This window comes from Kribbella sp. NPDC054772 (assembly GCF_053611945.1).
This window is the reverse complement of sequence record NZ_JBSHBJ010000030.1, coordinates 90,953-108,712: the sequence shown is the minus strand read 5'-3', so window position 1 is coordinate 108,712 and position 17,760 is coordinate 90,953. Positions and strand designations below refer to the sequence as shown.

Sequence of the window (17,760 nt, the reverse complement as noted above, 5' to 3'; positions counted from 1 at the left end):
AAACGCTCGACTGGGACACCCCAGCCGAGCGTTTGCGTGATCTACTCACCACCTAGAACCCAAGGCGGTGTTGCGACGACCCCTTGAAACCGCCAATCTCTCGGGGGCTGTTCTGTGTTTCAGGACGTCACTTGCGCTTGCTGACCTGGACCTTCATCGAGGTGCCGGTCTTGGAGACGACCTTGATGTTGACGCCGTTGTTCGGGACCTTGACGCTGCTCGTCGGCTGGTCGGCGGACCAGTAGGACAAGCCGTCGTTGAAGGTCGGGACGGCGTTCTGACCGCGGACGTAGCTCGCCTGTCCGTTGACGTGCAGGGTGAACGAGTCCGCCTTCTCCAGCCCGAACGGAGCGTCGTACCCACCGACGCGCGGCCGCCAGAGCTGGCCGTCGATCCGGTTGATCGGCGTCGGGTGCGAGTCGATCGGCAGGACCAGACCCGCACCCGGGTGCGCGCTGGTGTTGTTGTCGGACTGCGAGGTGTCCCAGTACCAGATCAGCAGACCGTCCTGGTACGGGAAGTGCTCCACCTTGTCCGACAGGGTGCTCGCCCAACCGAAGTTGTACGGGCCGGTCTGCAGGTACTTGTCGTGGTCGACGTAGTTGATGTTCGACGCGAGGTAGTAGTTGTCGTGCAGGCTCGTGTACGACGCGCCGATCGCGCTGAACCCGTTCAACGTCCACCCGTCCGGCGAAGTCTCCGCCCCCGACGTGACCAGCGCGGTGCTACCGGACGTCACCTTGATGTCGTCGGCGAAGAAGCCGATCCCGCCGGCCGCCGGGTCGGTGGCGTAGCGGAACTGCAGGGTGATCGTCTTCCCGGCGTACGACGAGAGGTCGAACGTGGCCGGCTTCCAGCCGTTGCTGGTGCCGTCGATCCCGTTGCCCTCGGCGTCGTTGGTGATGTTGCCCTTGATCGTCTTGAAGCCGCTGCCGTCGTTCACGTCGACGTAGGCGTAGTCGCAGGCCGTCGTACCGCAGTCCTCGATGTCCCAGTTGGCCTGGAACGTGAGGCTCGCGGGCTGACCGGCCGGCAGCGCGACCTGGCGGCTCATCGTGTGCGTGAAGCTGTTGCCCTGACCGCTCCACCAGGACTTCGTCCCGGCGGCCGGTGCGACGAGCTGGTGCGTGACCGACTTCTTCGGCAACGGTACGACCAGGCCCTGGGCCTTCTTCGAGTTGTACTCGTGCGGGCCGAGTTCGACGGTCCGGTTCTGGCCGGCGTTCACGATCTCGTAGTCCAGCCAGCCGAGCTGCAGCTTGTCCCAGGCGCCGAAGTCGGCCGCCTGCTCGCCGATCCCGCCGTCACTGGGCTTGCCGACCCGGCTCTGCGCCATGATCGTCCACCAGTTGACGCCGTTCTCGCCGCCGGCGGTGTCGTAGTGGTCCGGCAGACCAAGGTCGTGGCCGTACTCGTGCGCGAAGACGCTGACGCCGCCGTTCTCCGGCTGGATCGTGTAGTCACCGACGTACATGCCGGTGTCACCGATCTGCGCGCCGCCGTTCGGGTTCGTCGTGGGGCCGCCCGGGAACCCGGCGTACCAGCGGTGCGACCAGATCGCGTCCTCGCCCTGCCACGGGTCGCCGTCGGCCTGGTCGCCACCGGCGTGCACGATCTGGAAGTGGTCGATGTAGCCGTCCGGCTCGTTGAAGTTGCCGTCACCGTCGTAGTCGTAGCGGTCCCACTGGTCGAACGACTTCAGGTCCGCGGTGATCTCCGCCTTGGTCCGGCCCTTGGCCTCCTGGTCGGCGACCCACTGGTTGACCGCGTCCTGGATCAGGTACCAGGTGTTGTTGCAGACGTTGCCGGTGCACGGGTAGCCGTTCGAGCGTCCGTACCGCGCCTCGTTGTACTTGACCTTGACCCAGTCGGTGACCTCGCCGTCGACGCTGTACCGGCCGGACGACTGCTTCTCGTAGTACTTCTTCACCGAGTTGCCGGCGCCGAAGTAGAGGTCCTGGAAGTGCTGGCGGTCGTAGTTCGGGCTCCAGACGGTGGAGTTGTCCACCGAGCGGTCCGGCGCCGGGATCTGGTTGTTCAGCGGGCCGTCGAACCGCGCCGGACCGGGGAAGGCGGGCGACGTGTCCTGGTCGGGGTAGCTCGGGTGCCGCTCGTTGCCGAACTCCGCGAGCACGACGAAGATCTTGTCGGTCTTCTCGCGGGACAGCTCGACGTACTGGTCGACCTTGCCCTTGGCGTTCTTCACGCCCTTGGCCCCGGCGGCCTTGGCGCCCAGGTTGACGACCGTGCTGGTACCGCGCTTCTCCGGGGTGGCCTGACCGTTCAGGACCTTGGTCAACGCCTCCTGGCGGAGATCGCGGCGCTTGTCCTCGAGCGGGCTGGACAGCTCGTCCGGCGCCGGCGCGGCCTCGCTGGCGATCGGCGCCGACCCTTGCGTGGGCGATGTGGCGGCGTTTCCGGCCGATGCCGAGGCGATGCCCAGCCCGGTCGTCGCCGCCAAGGCCAGGCTGAACAGCCCGGCGGGTAGCTTGCGCACGATTCCCCTCCGTGTCTCATAACGCACTGTGTTCGAAGCTCCCCCGAGCGTGTTTGGCGCGAGAGTACGGGGAAAACCCGCCCAGCTGAAGTGGAACTGAGGAAATCCTGTGAAGGTGCGGGGAATCCTGCGGACTGAGTAGTAAGCCTCACGCAGAGCAGCCCCGCGGCTTGGCAGACTATGGCGCGTGGAGCGTGAGACCGTCGATCTGTTGCAGCCGCTGTGGCGCGCACTCGTCGCCTTTCGCGTGATCACCTGGGTGTTCGCCTGCTTCGGCGTGTGGACCCGGTGGGACGGCATCGTCCGGCCGTCCGGCGCGGTGCTCCAGCTGGCCGTGATGGGAGTCTGGACGCTGATCTCGTCGTACGGCTACAGCCGGCGCTGGGGGCGTCGGAACACCCGGCTCGCTTTCGTGGACCTGGGCGTCACGGTCGGCTGCATGTTTGCGACGTTGTGGGCCCAGCCGCTGCTCGACATCCGCGCCGGCGCCTCGGTCCTGACCTCCGTGTGGGCGGCCGGGCCGGTGCTCGCGCTGGCGATCTCCCGCGGCCGGGACGGCGGACTGCTCGGCGCCACCACGATCAGCCTGGCGCTGCTGGCGCTGCGCGGCGTTGACCACACGTCGAAGATCCTCGCCAACGTCCAGCTGCTCCTGGTCGCCGGCCTGGTGGTCGGGTACGCCGCCTCGACTCTGCGGCGGGCAGGGGCCAGGCTGCATGAGGCGATCGCTGCCGAGAGCGCGACGGCCGAGCGGCTGCGGCTCAGTCGGTCGATCCACGACGGCGTACTGCAGGTGCTGGCCCAGGTCCAGCGACGCGGTACGGCGATCGGCGGCGAAACGCTCGAACTGGCGCAGCTGGCGGCCGAACAGGAAGTGGCGCTGCGCACCCTGATGTCCACACGCGTGGTTGCCACCGAAGGTGATCAGGCCGATCTGTGTGGCCTGCTGTTGCCGCTGGCCACGACTCGGGTCGACGTCGTCGTACCGGCCGGTCAGGTCCTGCTGCCCGCGGCCACCGCGGCCGAACTGGTTGCCGCGGTCAAGGAAGCGCTGAGCAACGTGATCAAGCACGCCGGTCCGGACGCCCGCTGCTGGGTGGTCGTCGAGGACCTGGGGGAGGAGATCGTGGTGTCCATCCGCGACGACGGAGTCGGTACGACGCCCGCGCGGCTCGAACAGGCCCGCGTGGACGGGCACCTGGGCGTCAGCCAGTCGATCCGCGGCCGGATCGCCGACCTCGGCGGCACTGTCACGGTCCGCACCGCGCCAGGCGAGGGAACCGAATGGGAGCTGAAAGTGGTGACCGCATGATTCGCGTGATGATCGTCGACGACCACCCGATGTGGCGCGAGGGCGTGGCACGCGACCTCGGCAGCCGCGGGTACGACGTCTGCGCGACCGCCGCGGACGTCGCGAGCGCGGTCAAGATCGCGCTGGCGACCCGCCCGGACGTGGTCGTGATGGACCTCCAGCTCGGCGACGGATCCGGGGTCGATGCGACCCGCGAGATCACCGCGGCACTCCCCGACACCCGAGTTCTGGTGCTGTCGGCCAGTGCCGAGCAGGACGACGTACTCGCGGCGGTGAAGAACGGCGCCTCCGGGTATCTGGTGAAGTCGGCGTCACTGGACGAGTTCGACGACGCCGTACGGCGCACCGCGGAGGGCGACGCCGTCTTCAGCGCGGGCCTCGCGGGACTGTTGCTGGGCGAGTACCGCCGCCTCGACGCCACCACCGGCCCCGAGGTCCCGCACCTCACCGACCGAGAGACCGAAGTACTCCGCCTGGTCGCCCGCGGCCTCACCGCCAAACAGATCGCCACCCGCCTCGTCCTCTCCCACCGCACGGTCGAGAACCACGTCCAGAACACCCTCCGCAAACTCCAGCTCCACAACCGAGCCGAACTGGTCCGCTACGCCATCGAAAACGGCCTCGACACTTGGCCGTGACCGGTGATGGGGTACGTGTGGTTCGTCCCACCCACCCCCGGGCTCACCGCGGCACATCCATTCCGGTCTACCGCTGGTCCCAGTAGCTGTCAGCATTTGATGCGGCGCCGTGTCGTATCGGCGGCGAAGTGTTCGTAGCAGGGGTGAAGGGTTGCCGACGACGGCGCCTGTTGAACTCAAGGAGACCGAAGTGAGCGCCAGCTTTACCTTTGACATTTTTTCCAGCTTCGACGGCTACGGCTCCCCGACCGGCACGTTCGGCGGGTACTGGGGCAAGCAGGGGCCGGAGTTCCTCGAGCACCGCCTCGACCAGTTCGGCGAGAAGCAGCGGCTGGTTCTCGGCGCCAACACCTATCGGCTGATGGCGTCGATGCTCGCGTCGCACCCGGCGGGCTCGGAGGTGCACGACTCGTGGGTCAGCCGGATGACGAACCTGCCGACGACAGTGGTGTCGAACACACTCCAAGGACCGCTCGACTGGCCGGATGCGACGGTCCTGAGCGGCGACCCGGTCGAGGCGGTCGCGCGGCTCAAGGAGGAGTCGGATCTGCCGCTGCGTTCGCACGGCAGCCTGACGCTGAACCGGGCACTCCTGGCCGCCGGCCTGGTCGATCGGGTACAGGTGACGGTGTTCCCGGTGATCAACAGCCGGGGCCAAACGGCAGAGAACCGGATCTTCGACGGCACCGGCGACTTCGACCTGGAGTTGCTCGAGAGCCGCATCCTCGACGGCCACACCCAGGAGCTCATCTACCGCCCGACCCTGCGCAACTGAGTAGCGGGTGGCATCCCACCTCCGAGAGGGCATCCCACCTCCGAGAGGGGATGCCACCCGCCGTGCCGGTACATGTTGTGCTTCCGAACGCACTCGTCCTGGTTCGCACAGGTGACTGTGTGGGCGCTCTGGGTCGGCGCCTGCGCCTGCGCCACCGGAGCCCCGCCGGCAACCCCAGCCACCGCCGCCGCGCCCATCGCAACCATTCGCCCGATCGATCTCATCAAGCATCAACCTTTCGCATCGGTCAGCTCGTTGCCCTATGCAACACCTCGTCACCCTGGTGCCGCGTTCGCAAGCCACCCGAACGATTCGATCTCAAGGCAATCCCGTTTTCCGAAAGCATGCCCTGGGCAACAGCCAGTGGCGGTCCGGCGAACTTCCGCGACCCGGTCGCTTCTGCGATTGTTCCCCGTAGGGCTTGAACGGCTTCGTACACTGTGCCTTCACACCCGCGTGGGTGCTCTCTGTCACGACACCCGTACTGCGGGTGCCCAGCTCCGGAGGCTTCGGTGAACCGGTCGTCCCTAGCCCGTGCCCTGCTCGCATTCCTCGTCCTGGCGGCGTCGACGTACGTCACGCTGACCGCGAAACCACAACTCGGTCTCGACCTGCGCGGCGGGACGCAGATCGTCCTCGAGGCCAAGGACTCGCCGACGGTCAAAGCGACCAAGGACACCACCGACAAGGCCACCCAGGTGCTGCACCGGCGGATCGACGCGCTCGGCGTCAGCGAGCCGAACGTGACCCGCCAGGGCGACAACCGGATCATCGTCGAGCTGCCCGGCGTGCAGGACCCGCGTGAGGCCGCCAAGGTGATCGGCAAGACCGCGCAGCTCACCTTCCACGAGGTGCTCGACCAGGTCGCGACGAAGCCGGCCAAACCGGCCGCGGGGGAGACGTACCTGCCGGCCGAGGGCGGTCAGGGCTTCCTCCGGCTCGCCAAGCCGGCGATGACCGGTGAGCTGGTCAGCGGCGCCGAGGGCCGGCTCGACCCGCAGCAGGTCGCGCAGGGCTGGTTCGTCGAGATGAACTTCAAGGGCGACGGCGGCAAGACCTGGGCGAACATCACCGGCAAGGCCGCCTGCCAGCCGGTCGGTACGCCGCAGCGGCTGATCGCGATCGTGCTGGACAACGACGTCATCAGCGCGCCGCAGGTCGACCCGAACGGCGGCAACCAGCTGTGCAACGTCGGCATCGGCGGCGGCACCACGACGATCTCGGGTACATTCACCGAGGAGCAGGCCAAGGACCTGGCCGCGCTGATCTCCGGCGGAGCGCTGCCGGTGCCGGTGCAGGTCATCGACCAGCGGACGGTCGGCCCGTCGCTCGGCCAGGACGCGATCCAGGCGAGCGCGCTGGCCGCGATCATCGGTCTCGCGCTGACCGCGCTGTTCATCGTCGTGGTCTACCGCCTCGTCGGTTTGATGGCCGTCCTCGGCCTGATCGGGTACGCCGCGATGTCGTACGCCGCCCTGACCGCGATCGGCGCCACCCTCACACTGCCCGGCCTGGCCGGTTTCGTGCTGGCGATCGGAATGGCGGTCGACGCGAACGTCCTGGTCTTCGAACGCGCCCGCGAGGACTACACAGCGGGCCGTACCGACGGCCTCCGCAGATCGCTGCGCAGCGGCTTCCAGAACGCCCTGTCCGCGATCGCCGACTCGAACATCACCACTCTGCTGGCCGCGGGGCTGCTGTTCTTCCTGGCCGCCGGTCCGGTCCGCGGCTTCGGCGTCACGCTGTCGATCGGTGTCATCGCGTCGGTGCTGTCGGCGCTCGTCGTCACCCGGGTGTTCGCAGAGTTCGCGGTGTCCCGAGGGTTCGTACTGCGCCGTCCGGGCCTGAGCGGGATCGCGGGCCACGGCCGGGTCCGGACCTGGCTCGAGGCTCGGCAACCGTCGCTGATGGAGCACAGCCGACGCTGGCTGGTGATCACGGTCGTGGCGATCGTGATCAGCCTCGCGGGGGTCGCCGTCCGCGGTCTGAACCTCGGGATCGAGTTCACCGGCGGCCGGCTGCTCGAGGTGAGCACGACGCAGCCGATCACGCCGGACCAGGCGCGGGCGGCGGTCGGGGAGGCGGGGTATCCGACCGCGGTCGTGCAGGCGTCAGGAGCCGACGACATCACGGTGCGGACGTCGACGATCAGTGACGACGAGGCGGAGAAGATCAAGGAGTCGCTGTCGCGGATCGGTGGTGGCGCCGAGGTGATCCGCAACGAGAGCATCGGCCCGTCGCTCGGCGAAGAGCTGCGGAACAAGGGCTTGATTGCCCTCGGCATCGCATTGCTCGCCCAGCTGGCGTACCTCGCCGTGCGGTTCCGCTGGACCTTCGGCGCCGGCGCCGTACTGGCGTTGCTGCAGAACGTCGCGATCGTGGTCGGTGTCTTCGCCTGGACCGGGAAGCCGATCGACGGCATCTTCCTGGCCGCGATCCTGACCATCATCGGCTACACGGTGAACGACTCGGTGGTGGTGTTCGACCGGATCCGCGAGACGCGCAGCGCCCGCTCGACCGACAGTCTCGGCAAGATCATCGACACCGCGATCGTGAACGTGCTGCCACGCACGATCAACACCGGGATCTCGACGCTGTTCATCCTGTCCGCGCTGCTGTTCTTGGGCGGTGACTCGCTCGCCGACTTCGCGCTGGCGCTGCTGCTCGGCATCCTCGTCGGCACATACTCCTCCAACCTCACCGCGGCACCGCTGCTGCTGGAGCTGGAGCGTCGCTACCCGGCGCCGCCGCCACGCCCCAAGCGCCAGCAGGTGGACCGCGATGCCCAGCCGGACCGCGGCGCGGTGGTCTGACTCTCGGTTCACCTACAGCCCCCGAAAGCGTCGCGCGGGAGCTTGTCCACAGCCTGGCCCGCCGGATCGGAAATCTGTCCGCCGGGCGGGCTAGGGTGTGGCGGTGGGTGTTGATGTGCGGGAACTGCTCGAAGCTGCCGTGTCCGGGATCAGTGGTCAGACGCGGCCAGGACAGGTGGAGATGGCGCAAGCCGTGGACACCGCGATGCACGACGGGTCGCATCTCCTCGTGCAGGCGGGCACCGGCACCGGAAAGTCCCTCGGGTACCTCGTTCCCGCCCTCGTGCACGCGATCGAGGACCGGCGGGTGGTGGTGTCCACCGCGACGCTCGCGCTGCAGTCGCAGCTGGTCGATCGGGACGTTCCGGCGCTCCTCGACGCGACCGAGAAGCTGCTGCCCCGCAGACCGAAGTACGCGATCCAGAAGGGCCGGAACAACTACGCCTGCCTGCACCGGATCCGCGAAGGCGCGCCGGACGAGGACGGCATGCTCATCGACGTGCCGCCCGCCGGCGAGATCGGCCGGTCCGTGATCGAGTTGCGCGAGTGGGCCGAGCAGCAGTTGCTGGACGGCGAGGCGGGCGACCGCGACCACGCGCCCTCGCACCAGTACCAGGCGTGGCAGCAGGTCGCGATCGCGGCGCGCGAGTGCCTCGGCGCCCAGAAGTGCCCGTACGGCGAGGAGTGTTTCGCCGAGAAGGCCAAGGAACACGCCCGCAAGGCCGACATCGTCATCACCAACCACGCCCTGCTCTCGATCGACGCCTTCGAGAACCGGACCGTCCTGCCCGAGCACGACGTCGTCATCGTCGACGAGGCGCACGAGCTGCCCGCCCGGGTCACCGGCGCGGCCGGCGACGAGCTGTCACCGCAGATGGTCGAGCGTGCCGCCAAGCGGGCCCGCCGGTTCGTCGACGACGACAAGGCCGACGACCTGATCGACGCCTCCGACGCCCTCCGTGCCGCCCTCGACGGCACCCGCGAGGGCCGGATCGAGCCGTCCAACACGCCGGTCCTGGAGGCCGCCGGCCTGGTCCGCGACGCGGCCCGCGGGCTGTACTCCGACCTGAACAAGAAGTCCGACGACAAGGACGACGACCCGGACGGCGCCAAGCGGCAGTCCAAGGGCGCGGTCAAAGAGATCTTCGACGTCGCCGAACGCGTCGCAGCGCTGAACGACCTGGATGTCGTCTGGATGATCGACCGCGACCGCTTCGGCCGCGAGCTCCGGATCGCGCCGCTCACCGTGGCCGGCCTGCTCCGCGAGCTCGTCCTCCGGGACCGGACGGCCGTGCTCACGTCCGCGACCCTGACTCTCGGCGGCGACTTCGACGCGATCGCCCGCCAGGTCGGTCTGCGTCCCGCCGACAAGCTCGAGGACGCCGACGAGATGCCGGAGCTCGACGACGACTCCGAGACCGGCCCGCTGCCGTGGCGCGGGCTCGACGTCGGCTCCCCGTTCGAGTACGAGAAGCAGGGCATCCTGTACGTCGCCAAGCACCTCCCGCCGCCGCATCGGGACGGCCTCGGCAAGAAGCAGTTCGAGGAGATCGTCGACCTGATCACGGCCGCCGGCGGCCGGACCCTCGGCCTCTTCTCGTCCCGCCGGGCGGCCGAGGCAGCGACCGCCGCGGTGCGGGAGGCGACCGACTTCAAGGTGCTGTGCCAGGGCGACGCGCAGCTCGGTGAGCTCGCCCGCGAGTTCGTGGAGGACCCGGAGACCTCCCTGTTCGGGACGTTGTCGCTGTGGCAGGGGATCGACGTACCGGGCTCGACGTGCAACCTGGTGATCATCGACCGGATCCCGTTCCCGCGGCCGGACGAGCCGTTGATGGCGGCTCGTCAGCGCGCCGTCGACGAAGCGGGTGGGAACGGGTTCATGGCAGTCGCGGCCACGCACGCCGGGCTGCTGCTCGCGCAGGGCACCGGCCGGCTGATCCGCCGCAGCTCGGACCGCGGCGTGGTCGCGATCCTCGACCCCCGCATCGTCACCCAGCGGTACGGCGGGTTCCTGCGTGCCTCCTTGCCGCCGATGTGGCCGACCGCCGACCGGGAGAAGGTGCTCGGCGCGCTGAAGCGGTTGCAGTCGTCATGAGTCCCGTGACCGGTCCGCCGGTGCTGCCGATGATGGCGGCGCTCGGGGAGCTGCCGTCAGGCGCGGGCTGGTCGTACGAGATGAAGTGGGACGGCATCCGGGTGATCGCCGAGGTGGACGACGGCGTCTGCCGGTTGTGGTCGCGCAACAGCCACGACGTGTCCGGTGGCTATCCGGAGCTGGTCGGGCTGGCGGATGCGCCGGGGCTGCGGCTTCCCGCCGTACTGGACGGGGAGATCGTCACACTCGACGAGAACGGCGCACCCTCGTTCGGTCTGCTGCAGCGACGGATGCATGTCCGCGACCCGCGCCAGCTCCGGCACCTGATCACCGAGGTGCCGGTCTCGGTGCGGCTGTTCGACCTGCTCCGCTTCGACGGCCAGTGGTTGCTGGATGCAACGTACGACGACCGTCGGGGGCTGCTCGATTCGCTGGAGATCGGGGACCCGTTCTGGGAGATCCCGCCGGCGCTGCGCGACGGTCAGGAAGCCCTGAAGCAGTCCTCCGAGCAAGGGCTCGAGGGAGTGGTCGCGAAACGGCGCAAGTCGCGGTACCTGCCGGGCCGCCGGAGCGCCGACTGGATCAAGATCAAGCCGGTGCGGACGCGGGACGTCGTACTGTGCGGCTGGCATCCGGGGGAGGGCAACCGGGAAGGGAAGATCGGCTCGTTCTACTGCGGGGCCTACGCACCGGACGGCGAGCTCGTCCTGATCGGGAAGGTCGGGTCGGGTCTCGACTTCGCGACCCTCGACATGCTGAGCGCCGAGCTGACCGGGCTGGAGATCGATCGGCCGGCCTTCGACCCGGCCGGGATCCCGATGACCGACCGGCGCCGCGCGCACTGGCTCGATCCGGTGCTGGTCGCCGAGATCACCTACTCGGGGTGGGGCGGCGACGGCCGGCTCCGCCATCCCGTCTGGCGCGGGTTGCGTCTCGACATCACCCCGGATGCGGTCCTGGTCGACAGCGAATAGCGACAGGCAGATCCGCGGGGGAATTGTTCGGAATGCGGTGCGAATTGCTGTTGCGCTGCGACGGATGATGTTCAGCTGTCGCAGAAAACAACGAAATTTCGCCAACGCCGACAGTGAATCGTGGTGCTTTCACGTGAACGGCTGGTTGCGCACGGCCTTGAGCCGTGTGCCGGGTCAGTCGTTCGTCTCCCGCGACGGCGCCGGCACCGCCAGTGCTGCCTCGATCTTGTCGGCCAGTTTGTCGGGCGAGTGGGTGGGCGCGTAGCGCGAGATCACCCCGCCGTCGCGGCCGACCAGGAACTTCGTGAAGTTCCACTTCACCCGGCCGCCGAGCAGGCCGCCCTGCTCGCGTTTCAGCCAGTTGTACAACGGGATCGTGCGTGATCCGTTGACGTCGATCTTGGCGAACATCGGGAACGTGACGTGATAGATCGTCGAGCAGAAGTTCGCGATCTCGTTCTCGTCACCAGGCTCCTGGTGGCCGAACTGGTCACAGGGGAAGCCAAGCACCGTGAAGCCCTGCCGGCGGTAGGTCCGGTAGAGCTTCTGCAGGCCGGTGTACTGCGGTGTCTGGGCACACTGCGACGCCGTGTTCACCACCAGGAGCACCTGGTCGCGGAAATCGGCAAGAGACTGTTCATTGCCTTCGATCCGCCGCGCGCTGAAGTCATAGACAGTCGTCATGACTCAATGCTGACATGTCCCGCCGGACTTTGCTCGGTGTCTGCGATGTCAGACACGCCGCAGAACTGTTACGACCTTTCCGAGAATGATGGCGTCCTTGCCGTCGATCGGCTCGAAGGCCGGGTTGTGTGGCAGCAGCAGGATCTCGGTCTTGGTCTTCTTGAACGTCTTCACGGTCGCCTCGCCGTCGATCATCGCGGCCACGATGTCGCCGTTCTCCGCGGTCGGCTGCTGCCGGACGACGACCCAGTCGCCGTCGCAGATCGCCGCCTCGATCATCGACTCACCCTTGACCCGGAGCATGAACAGCGTGCCCTCGCCGACCATTGCCTTGGGCAACGGGAAGACCTCTTCGATCTCCTGCTCGGCGAGGATCGGGCCACCGGCCGCGATCCGGCCGACGACCGGCACGTACGCCGCGTCCGGGTGCGCGTCACCGGCACCGGTCTCGTCGTACGCCGTCTGCCGGACCGAGCCGAGCGCGGAACGCCGGGCGGCGGCGTCGACCTCGCCCGGGTAGCGGACCTCGATCGCCCGCGGGCGGTTCGGATCGCGGCGGAGCAGGCCCTTCTGCTCGAGCACGCGGAGCTGGTGCGACACCGAGGAGGAGCTGGTCAGGCCGACCCGCTCACCGATCTCGCGCATCGAGGGCGGGTAGCCCCGGCTGTCCACCGAGTCGCGGATGACGTCCAGCACGCGGCGCTGGCGCGGCGTCAGACCGGTCGCGTCGGCCGGGCCGTCGGGCAGCTCGGAGACGGTCCGGTCGGCCTTCCCGGCCTTCTCGGCACTCTTCCCCGGAGCCTTCGGAGCGGCCTTGCCCGCGGCCTTCTCCACGCCTGTGCGCTCGTCCTTGCTGGAACCGCTCGGCGTCCTGGCCATCGCTGGTTGCTCCTCGGGTCGGGCCGGCGATCGCACCACCGGCCGAAGCTTGCTCGACTGAGATGACCGTAGACCGAATTCTGAGATTCTTCAAACATCTGTTCGAAGGCGTGTCGGTTCGCACGTCTGTTCGCGTGTCGGGTTATAAGGCGTGCGCGGGGTGCTGCGGCGGCAGGGAATTTCCCGGGCGTGTCGCGGTTGGTAGTGGTTGCGCGAACGGTGGCCGTCGGTTAATCATTCGTACAGACGTTCGATCGAACAGGTGTTCGGTCCGGTCGAACGGGGCGCTCTTCCGGAAACTGTCGGAGGCGACCGATAGACAGGAACCGACACCGCAGGACGCGCACCGACCGAGGTCTGGAGGATCCGATGAGCACAGCAGCTCTGGCGGCCGACGCACTTGTATCCCGCCGCGCACCCGAGGCTGTGCCGCCACGCACGCCATCCACCCGGACGGGCCGGTCGGCCCGGCACCTGACGGCGGTTCCGACCGCCCGAGCGGCGTCGCCGGCTGCGACCCCGTCGCCCGCCGTGTCACCTGCCGCCCCGCGGCGCCGCCGGCCTCGGGTCGGTGGCTCTGATCCGCTGTCGGTTCGCGGGTGCTCCGGCGAGGTTGTCGGTCGCCGCACACAGGAGCGTCACGAGTCGGCGCCGCTCCGCCTGACCCGTCGCGGCCGTCTGCTGGTGACCACGCTGTCGGTCCTGGTCTTCGGTTCCGCGATCCTGGTCCTCGGCCTCCGCGTGGCCGGCGTTCTCGAGCCCGGCCCGCACTTCACCCACACCGTGCCGGTCCAGGTGGCTCCCGGTCAGACCCTGTGGTCGATCGCCCAGTCCACCAACCCCGGTCAGGACCCAGGCACGGTCGTGGAGAAGATCGCCGACCTCAACAAGCTGTCCGGCCCGGCTGCCATCACGCCCGGCCAGACCCTGCAGATCCCCGTCGTCGGCTGAGTCCTCGGCTGATCAGGAGCGCGCCGCGCGCCACTCGTCCTCGAGCAGCGCGTAGACGTATTCGTTGCCCCACTCACCCTTGAACCACTGGGCGTGCAGATGGTGCGCTTCGCGCCGCATCCCCAGTCGTTCGAGCAGCCGGGCGGACGCGACGTTCCGGTCGTCCAGGACCGCGACGATCCGATGCAGCCCCAACTCGTCGAAGCCGACCCGCAGCATCTCCTGCGCCGCTTCCGCCGCGAGTCCTTTGCCCTGGTAGTCGGTGTGCAGCGCGAACCCGATCTCACCTTGGCGGTCCGCCTCGCTGGCCCACTTCAGCAGCACCTCGCCGATCACGGTCCCGGTCTCGCGGAGCTCGATCGCGAGCACCAGCCACTGACCCGCCTCGGTCAACTCTCCTTGCGGCAGCTTCCGCTCGAGCGCGATCCGGGTCTGCTCGCGATCCCGTACCGGCCACGGTGTGTACCGCACGACCTCCGGCCGCGAGTGGAACGCGAACAGGTCATCCAGGTCTTCCCGGCGGTGCGGCCGCAGCTCCAGCCGCTCGGTCAGCAACGGGTACGCGGGTCGGAATCCGGTCACGGCACCATCCTCGGCCAGTCTGTCTAATAACGTTAGACAGTATTCCCGACCAGCCCGCCGGACAACGAGATTTCATGACCACACGCGACCCCTCGTCCCATGCCGCGGCCGGTGTCACCGTCGCCGCGATCGCCGACGCGGCCCTCGCGGTGATCCGCGCGGACGGCGTCGACGGCCTCACCATGCGCGCGGTCGCCGAGCGCCTGCGAGTCCGCGCTCCGTCGCTCTATCACCATGTCCACAACAAGTCCGAGCTCCTCGACCTCGTCGCCCGCAATGCGTTCGACCAGTTCACGGCCGACAATGCGGCGTACCGGGAGCTGCGGACCGTCGACGAGTGGATCGACCTGACGCGATCCGGATCGCTCGAGCTGCGGGCGTTCTACGGCGACCACCCGGGCCTCGCCGGTCTGATCCAGCCCAAGGCCACGCCGGATCGTGACCGGGGCGACGGTTCCCGCGCCGAACTGGTCCGGGCCCAGATCGAGGCCCTCGCGCGCCTCGGCGTACCGGAGGATGCGGCGCGGCACGTCTTCGAGGTCACCGCGCGATGGACTCTCGCGGCCGTCGTCGCCGATTCCGCTGACGGTCCGGATCTCTTCGCGGACGGCCTCGATCTCTTCCTGTACGGCGTTCGCGCCCGCCTGATCGAGCTGCTTACCTAACGGTCGCCAGCCACATTTCGGCGTACCGCTTGCCGTCGACCGCTGTCGCGACGCGGACCGTCGTCGGCGCCTGTCCGTGCGGGTCGCTGGTCAGATCAGCGGACCAGTCGCGCGTGTCGACGATCGTCCGCCCGCGCGACCAGCTCCCGGACAGCTCGACGCGCACCGGGTACGACTGGGTCGTCAGCCCCGACGGATCGATCACCGCGCACACGGCCCCGCCGTCGCCGATCGTCGCGCCGTCCGACTGGTACAGCTCGCTGCGCTTGGCGATCAGCTTCTGCGCGAGGTCCGCGGAAGGGGATCCGTCGAGCCCGCGGGCCTGCTCCAGCGAGACCACGACGTCGTAGAACACATCCAGTCCGTACATCGTCAGCGGTACGCCGAGATCGCCGGCGGCCGCGAGAACGATCGCGGCCGCTTCCGGATCCGTCCAGATGTTGAACTCGGCCGACGCGGTCGCGTTCCCGATCCCCGCCGCGCCGCCCATGAACACGATCTCCCGCAGCCCCGCCGCCGTATCCGGATAGGTGCGCAGCAGCAAGGCGATGTTCGTCAGCGGCGCCAGCGGGATCAGCGTGATCAACTCACCGGTCGCCGCGGCTTCCCGCAGTACGTCGCGCAGCAGTTCGACGGCATGCCGCGGGTCGGTCGGCCGGGTCGACCGCGGCCAATCGAGATCCCCGAGCCCGTCGTCCCCGTGCACATGCCGCGCCTCCCGCACCGGCTGGATCAGCGGTACGGCGGCACCCCGCGCGACCGGTACGTCGGGCCGGCCGGCCGCGTCGAGCACGGTCAGCGTGTTGCGCACCACCGCGTCGAGCCCGACGTTCCCGCCGACGCAGGTGACCGCCTTCAGGTCGAGCTCGGGGTGCCGAGCGGCCAGCAGCAGCGCACAGGCGTCGTCCAGACCCGTGTCGACGTCCAGAATCACCGGCTTCATGGGCGACATCCTCACATCCCGCGCCGGCCGCGGGTTCCCGGTAGGGTCGGTCCTGGCTGTTTATCGATACAGCGATCAAGGGGCCAGGATGAGCCGGAACGCGCGCGTCACCGTCAACGCAGCCCACGACCTCGGTGTGCTGCATCGCCTGTGGGCCAGCCTCGGGTACGACGAGATCAACTGGACCTACACCGCACAGGGCCGTCGCACGCTCGAGGCGATCGGTGCGTTCGCGGAGACGCCGTACCACGTCCGGCCGCACAACATCTTCACCAGCGGCACCGGCCTCGGCCTGCCGCACTGGGGGAGTGGCAACGTCTATCACGAGCACGCGGACGGGACGCCGTACTACGACTTCACGATCGCGGACCTGACGTACGACGCGATCGTGAACGCCGGCCACCATCCGCTGGTCGAGCTCGGCTTCACCCCGCTCGCGCTCGTGCCGGACCATGCCAAGACCGACTTCCCGTACGAGGGCAGCCCGAGTCTGTACAGCGAGTACGAGGCGGGCTGGTGGTCGTATCCGCCGAAGGACTTCCGCAAGTTCGCCGGGCTGGTCACATCACTCGCCGAGCACGCCCTGGAGCGGTACGGCGAGGACGAGGTCCAGCACTGGCTCTGGGAGCTGTGGAACGAGCCGGACATCACCTACTGGCGCGGGACGCCGGAGCAGTACTACGACCTGTACGAGCTGACCGTGAGCGCGATCCGCGACGTCTACCCGGACGCGAAGGTGGGCGGCCCAGCGGTGACCGGTGGCGGTGACGACTTCCTCCGCGGATTCCTCCAGGCCTGCGCCGATCGCGACCTCGCGGTCGACTTCGTGTCGTTCCACACCAAGGGCGCGCATTTCACCCCTTGGCGAACCTACGGTCCGATCGGCGCGCCGGCGCCCGCACAGGAGTCTCCGTCGACCGCGAAGATGCTCCGCGAGATCGACACCGCGCTGACGGTCATCGACGAGTTCCCGCAGTACGCCGGGAAGCCCGTGATCGTGGACGAGTGCGACGCGTCCGTACCGGCGCACTGGGGGATCTACGACAACGCGAACTTCGGCTACCGCAACACGGAGTACTACCCGGTCTTCCAGGCGCAGCTGATGAAGGAGATCCTCGACCTCAACGAGCGGCACACCGCGCAGGTGCGCGAGGCGACGACCTGGAGCTTCTCGATGGAGGGCGAGCGGTACTTCGAGGGCACCCGGAGCTTCGTCACCGCGTCCGGCATCGAGAAGCCGCTGATGAACGCGTACCGCGCCTTCGCCCACCTCGGCGACCGGCGCGTTGAGGCCGCCGGCTCTGGCGAGATCGACGCGCTGGCCGGGCGGGACGCGGACAAGGTCGCGATCCTCGTCTGGCGGCACACCGACGACCAGTACGCCGCCGACACCGCCACGACCCGCGTCGATCTCGAGATCGAGGGGCTCGAACAGGGGCGATGGACCGTCGAGCACTTCCGCATCGACCACGCGCACAGCAACAGCCACACCATCTGGCAGGGGCTCGGCGCACCGCAGGACCCGACGGCCGAACAACTGGCGGAGATCACCGCGCGTCAGGGCTTGGAACGGCTCTGCGACGACACGCCGGTGGACGTGAATTCGGGCTATTGTCTGCCCCTTGACCTGCCGCTCCCGGCGTTGAGTCTGGTCGTCCTCACCCGTCAGCCCTGACCCGTCAGGGAGGCCGTAGTTTGCGCCTCCGAAGGGTCATTCGGGTGGCGCCACGCGGGAGTACACGGGTCCGCTTCAGTGTTGAAACCTAGACACGCGCGGGCGATCCGAGCCTGCTTGCAAACTGTCGGAGCAGGGACCTAAGATCCCTAGATGTAGTGGTTACACGGGTGTAATTTTCCACAGGTAGTGGTTAGTTGCACACAGGTTCTACACAAGTTGTCCCCAGGCTGATCCACAGGCCGCCCCTTCGGCGGTCACGGGAGGAAGTGATTCG

The 17,760-nt window shown here is 68.5% G+C and carries 14 protein-coding genes; 9 read left to right on the top strand and 5 right to left on the bottom strand.

Going from position 1 to position 17,760, the window contains the following annotated elements:
• Positions 1-127: 127 nt before the first annotated feature.
• Positions 128-2,497 carry an immune inhibitor A domain-containing protein gene (locus tag ACWGID_RS32980; protein WP_452203234.1) on the bottom strand — a complete coding sequence of 790 codons (2,370 nt, stop codon included), beginning with the start codon at positions 2,495-2,497 and terminating at the stop codon, positions 128-130.
• A 187-nt stretch (positions 2,498-2,684) separates the two neighbouring features.
• On the opposite strand from ACWGID_RS32980, the gene macS reads away from it, so the two are divergent.
• From macS to ligD, 6 genes are all read left to right on the top strand, one after another.
• Entirely contained in the window at positions 2,685-3,809 is a 1,125-nt protein-coding gene (macS, locus tag ACWGID_RS32975; protein ID WP_452203233.1) for a MacS family sensor histidine kinase, read from the top strand.
• Entirely contained in the window at positions 3,806-4,447 is a 642-nt protein-coding gene (locus tag ACWGID_RS32970; protein ID WP_452203232.1) for a response regulator, read from the top strand. Before macS ends, ACWGID_RS32970 begins: the two co-directional genes overlap by 4 nt.
• A gap of 190 nt (positions 4,448-4,637) precedes the next feature.
• Entirely contained in the window at positions 4,638-5,222 is a 585-nt protein-coding gene (locus ACWGID_RS32965) for a dihydrofolate reductase family protein (RefSeq protein WP_452203231.1), read from the top strand.
• Positions 5,223-5,734: 512 nt separating this feature from the next.
• Positions 5,735-8,035 carry a protein translocase subunit SecD gene (gene secD / locus ACWGID_RS32960; RefSeq protein WP_452203230.1) on the top strand — a complete coding sequence of 767 codons (2,301 nt, stop codon included), beginning with the start codon at positions 5,735-5,737 and terminating at the stop codon, positions 8,033-8,035.
• A 97-nt stretch (positions 8,036-8,132) separates the two neighbouring features.
• Complete coding sequence (locus tag ACWGID_RS32955; RefSeq protein ID WP_452203229.1) at positions 8,133-10,130, top strand: ATP-dependent DNA helicase; 1,998 nt, start codon at positions 8,133-8,135, stop codon at positions 10,128-10,130.
• Positions 10,127-11,104, top strand: coding sequence for a non-homologous end-joining DNA ligase (ligD, locus tag ACWGID_RS32950; RefSeq protein ID WP_452203228.1), 978 nt, complete (start codon positions 10,127-10,129; stop codon positions 11,102-11,104). The genes ACWGID_RS32955 and ligD overlap by 4 nt, the downstream gene beginning before the upstream one ends.
• Positions 11,105-11,278: 174 nt before the next feature.
• On the opposite strand, the gene ACWGID_RS32945 is transcribed toward ligD, so the two are convergent.
• Together ACWGID_RS32945 and lexA are read right to left on the bottom strand one after the other, a co-directional pair.
• On the bottom strand, positions 11,279-11,788 hold the full coding sequence (locus ACWGID_RS32945) for a glutathione peroxidase (RefSeq protein WP_452203227.1): 510 nt from the start codon (positions 11,786-11,788) through the stop codon (positions 11,279-11,281).
• Between the two features lie 48 nt (positions 11,789-11,836).
• The gene (gene lexA / locus ACWGID_RS32940) at positions 11,837-12,667 is read right to left on the bottom strand and encodes a transcriptional repressor LexA (protein ID WP_452203226.1); all 831 of its coding nucleotides are present in this window, start codon (positions 12,665-12,667) and stop codon (positions 11,837-11,839) included.
• A 369-nt stretch (positions 12,668-13,036) separates the two neighbouring features.
• On the opposite strand from lexA, the gene ACWGID_RS32935 reads away from it, so the two are divergent.
• A complete protein-coding gene (locus ACWGID_RS32935) occupies positions 13,037-13,618 on the top strand; it encodes a LysM peptidoglycan-binding domain-containing protein (RefSeq protein ID WP_452203225.1) in 582 nt (193 codons plus the stop codon).
• A 12-nt stretch (positions 13,619-13,630) separates the two neighbouring features.
• Here ACWGID_RS32935 and ACWGID_RS32930 read toward each other — a convergent pair whose 3' ends face one another.
• On the bottom strand, positions 13,631-14,200 hold the full coding sequence (locus tag ACWGID_RS32930; protein WP_452203224.1) for a GNAT family N-acetyltransferase: 570 nt from the start codon (positions 14,198-14,200) through the stop codon (positions 13,631-13,633).
• A gap of 74 nt (positions 14,201-14,274) precedes the next feature.
• Between ACWGID_RS32930 and ACWGID_RS32925 the strand changes: the two genes are divergently transcribed.
• Positions 14,275-14,865: a TetR family transcriptional regulator gene (locus ACWGID_RS32925; RefSeq protein ID WP_452203223.1), complete on the top strand. Its 591-nt coding sequence runs from the start codon at positions 14,275-14,277 to the stop codon at positions 14,863-14,865.
• On the opposite strand, the gene ACWGID_RS32920 is transcribed toward ACWGID_RS32925, so the two are convergent.
• Complete coding sequence (locus tag ACWGID_RS32920; protein WP_452203222.1) at positions 14,858-15,808, bottom strand: nucleoside hydrolase; 951 nt, start codon at positions 15,806-15,808, stop codon at positions 14,858-14,860. The genes ACWGID_RS32925 and ACWGID_RS32920 overlap by 8 nt on opposite strands.
• 88 nt (positions 15,809-15,896) lie before the next feature.
• Here ACWGID_RS32920 and ACWGID_RS32915 point away from each other — a divergent pair, with 88 nt between their 5' ends.
• Positions 15,897-17,483 (top strand): GH39 family glycosyl hydrolase, encoded by a 1,587-nt coding sequence (locus ACWGID_RS32915; RefSeq protein ID WP_452203221.1) that lies wholly within the window; start codon positions 15,897-15,899, stop codon positions 17,481-17,483.
• Positions 17,484-17,760 lie beyond the last annotated feature (277 nt).

Excerpts from the sequence above, each read along its gene's own strand:
- ACWGID_RS32945 (WP_452203227.1), bottom strand. The coding sequence starts at position 11,788 with ATGACGACTGTCTATGACTTCAGCGCGCGGCGGATCGAAGGCAATGAA.
- ACWGID_RS32935 (WP_452203225.1), top strand. The coding sequence starts at position 13,037 with ATGAGCACAGCAGCTCTGGCGGCCGACGCACTTGTATCCCGCCGCGCA.
- ACWGID_RS32920 (WP_452203222.1), bottom strand. The coding sequence starts at position 15,808 with ATGAAGCCGGTGATTCTGGACGTCGACACGGGTCTGGACGACGCCTGT.
- ACWGID_RS32970 (WP_452203232.1), top strand. The coding sequence starts at position 3,806 with ATGATTCGCGTGATGATCGTCGACGACCACCCGATGTGGCGCGAGGGC.
- ACWGID_RS32925 (WP_452203223.1), top strand. The coding sequence starts at position 14,275 with ATGACCACACGCGACCCCTCGTCCCATGCCGCGGCCGGTGTCACCGTC.
- ACWGID_RS32915 (WP_452203221.1), top strand. The coding sequence starts at position 15,897 with ATGAGCCGGAACGCGCGCGTCACCGTCAACGCAGCCCACGACCTCGGT.
- ligD (WP_452203228.1), top strand. The coding sequence starts at position 10,127 with ATGAGTCCCGTGACCGGTCCGCCGGTGCTGCCGATGATGGCGGCGCTC.
- lexA (WP_452203226.1), bottom strand. The coding sequence starts at position 12,667 with ATGGCCAGGACGCCGAGCGGTTCCAGCAAGGACGAGCGCACAGGCGTG.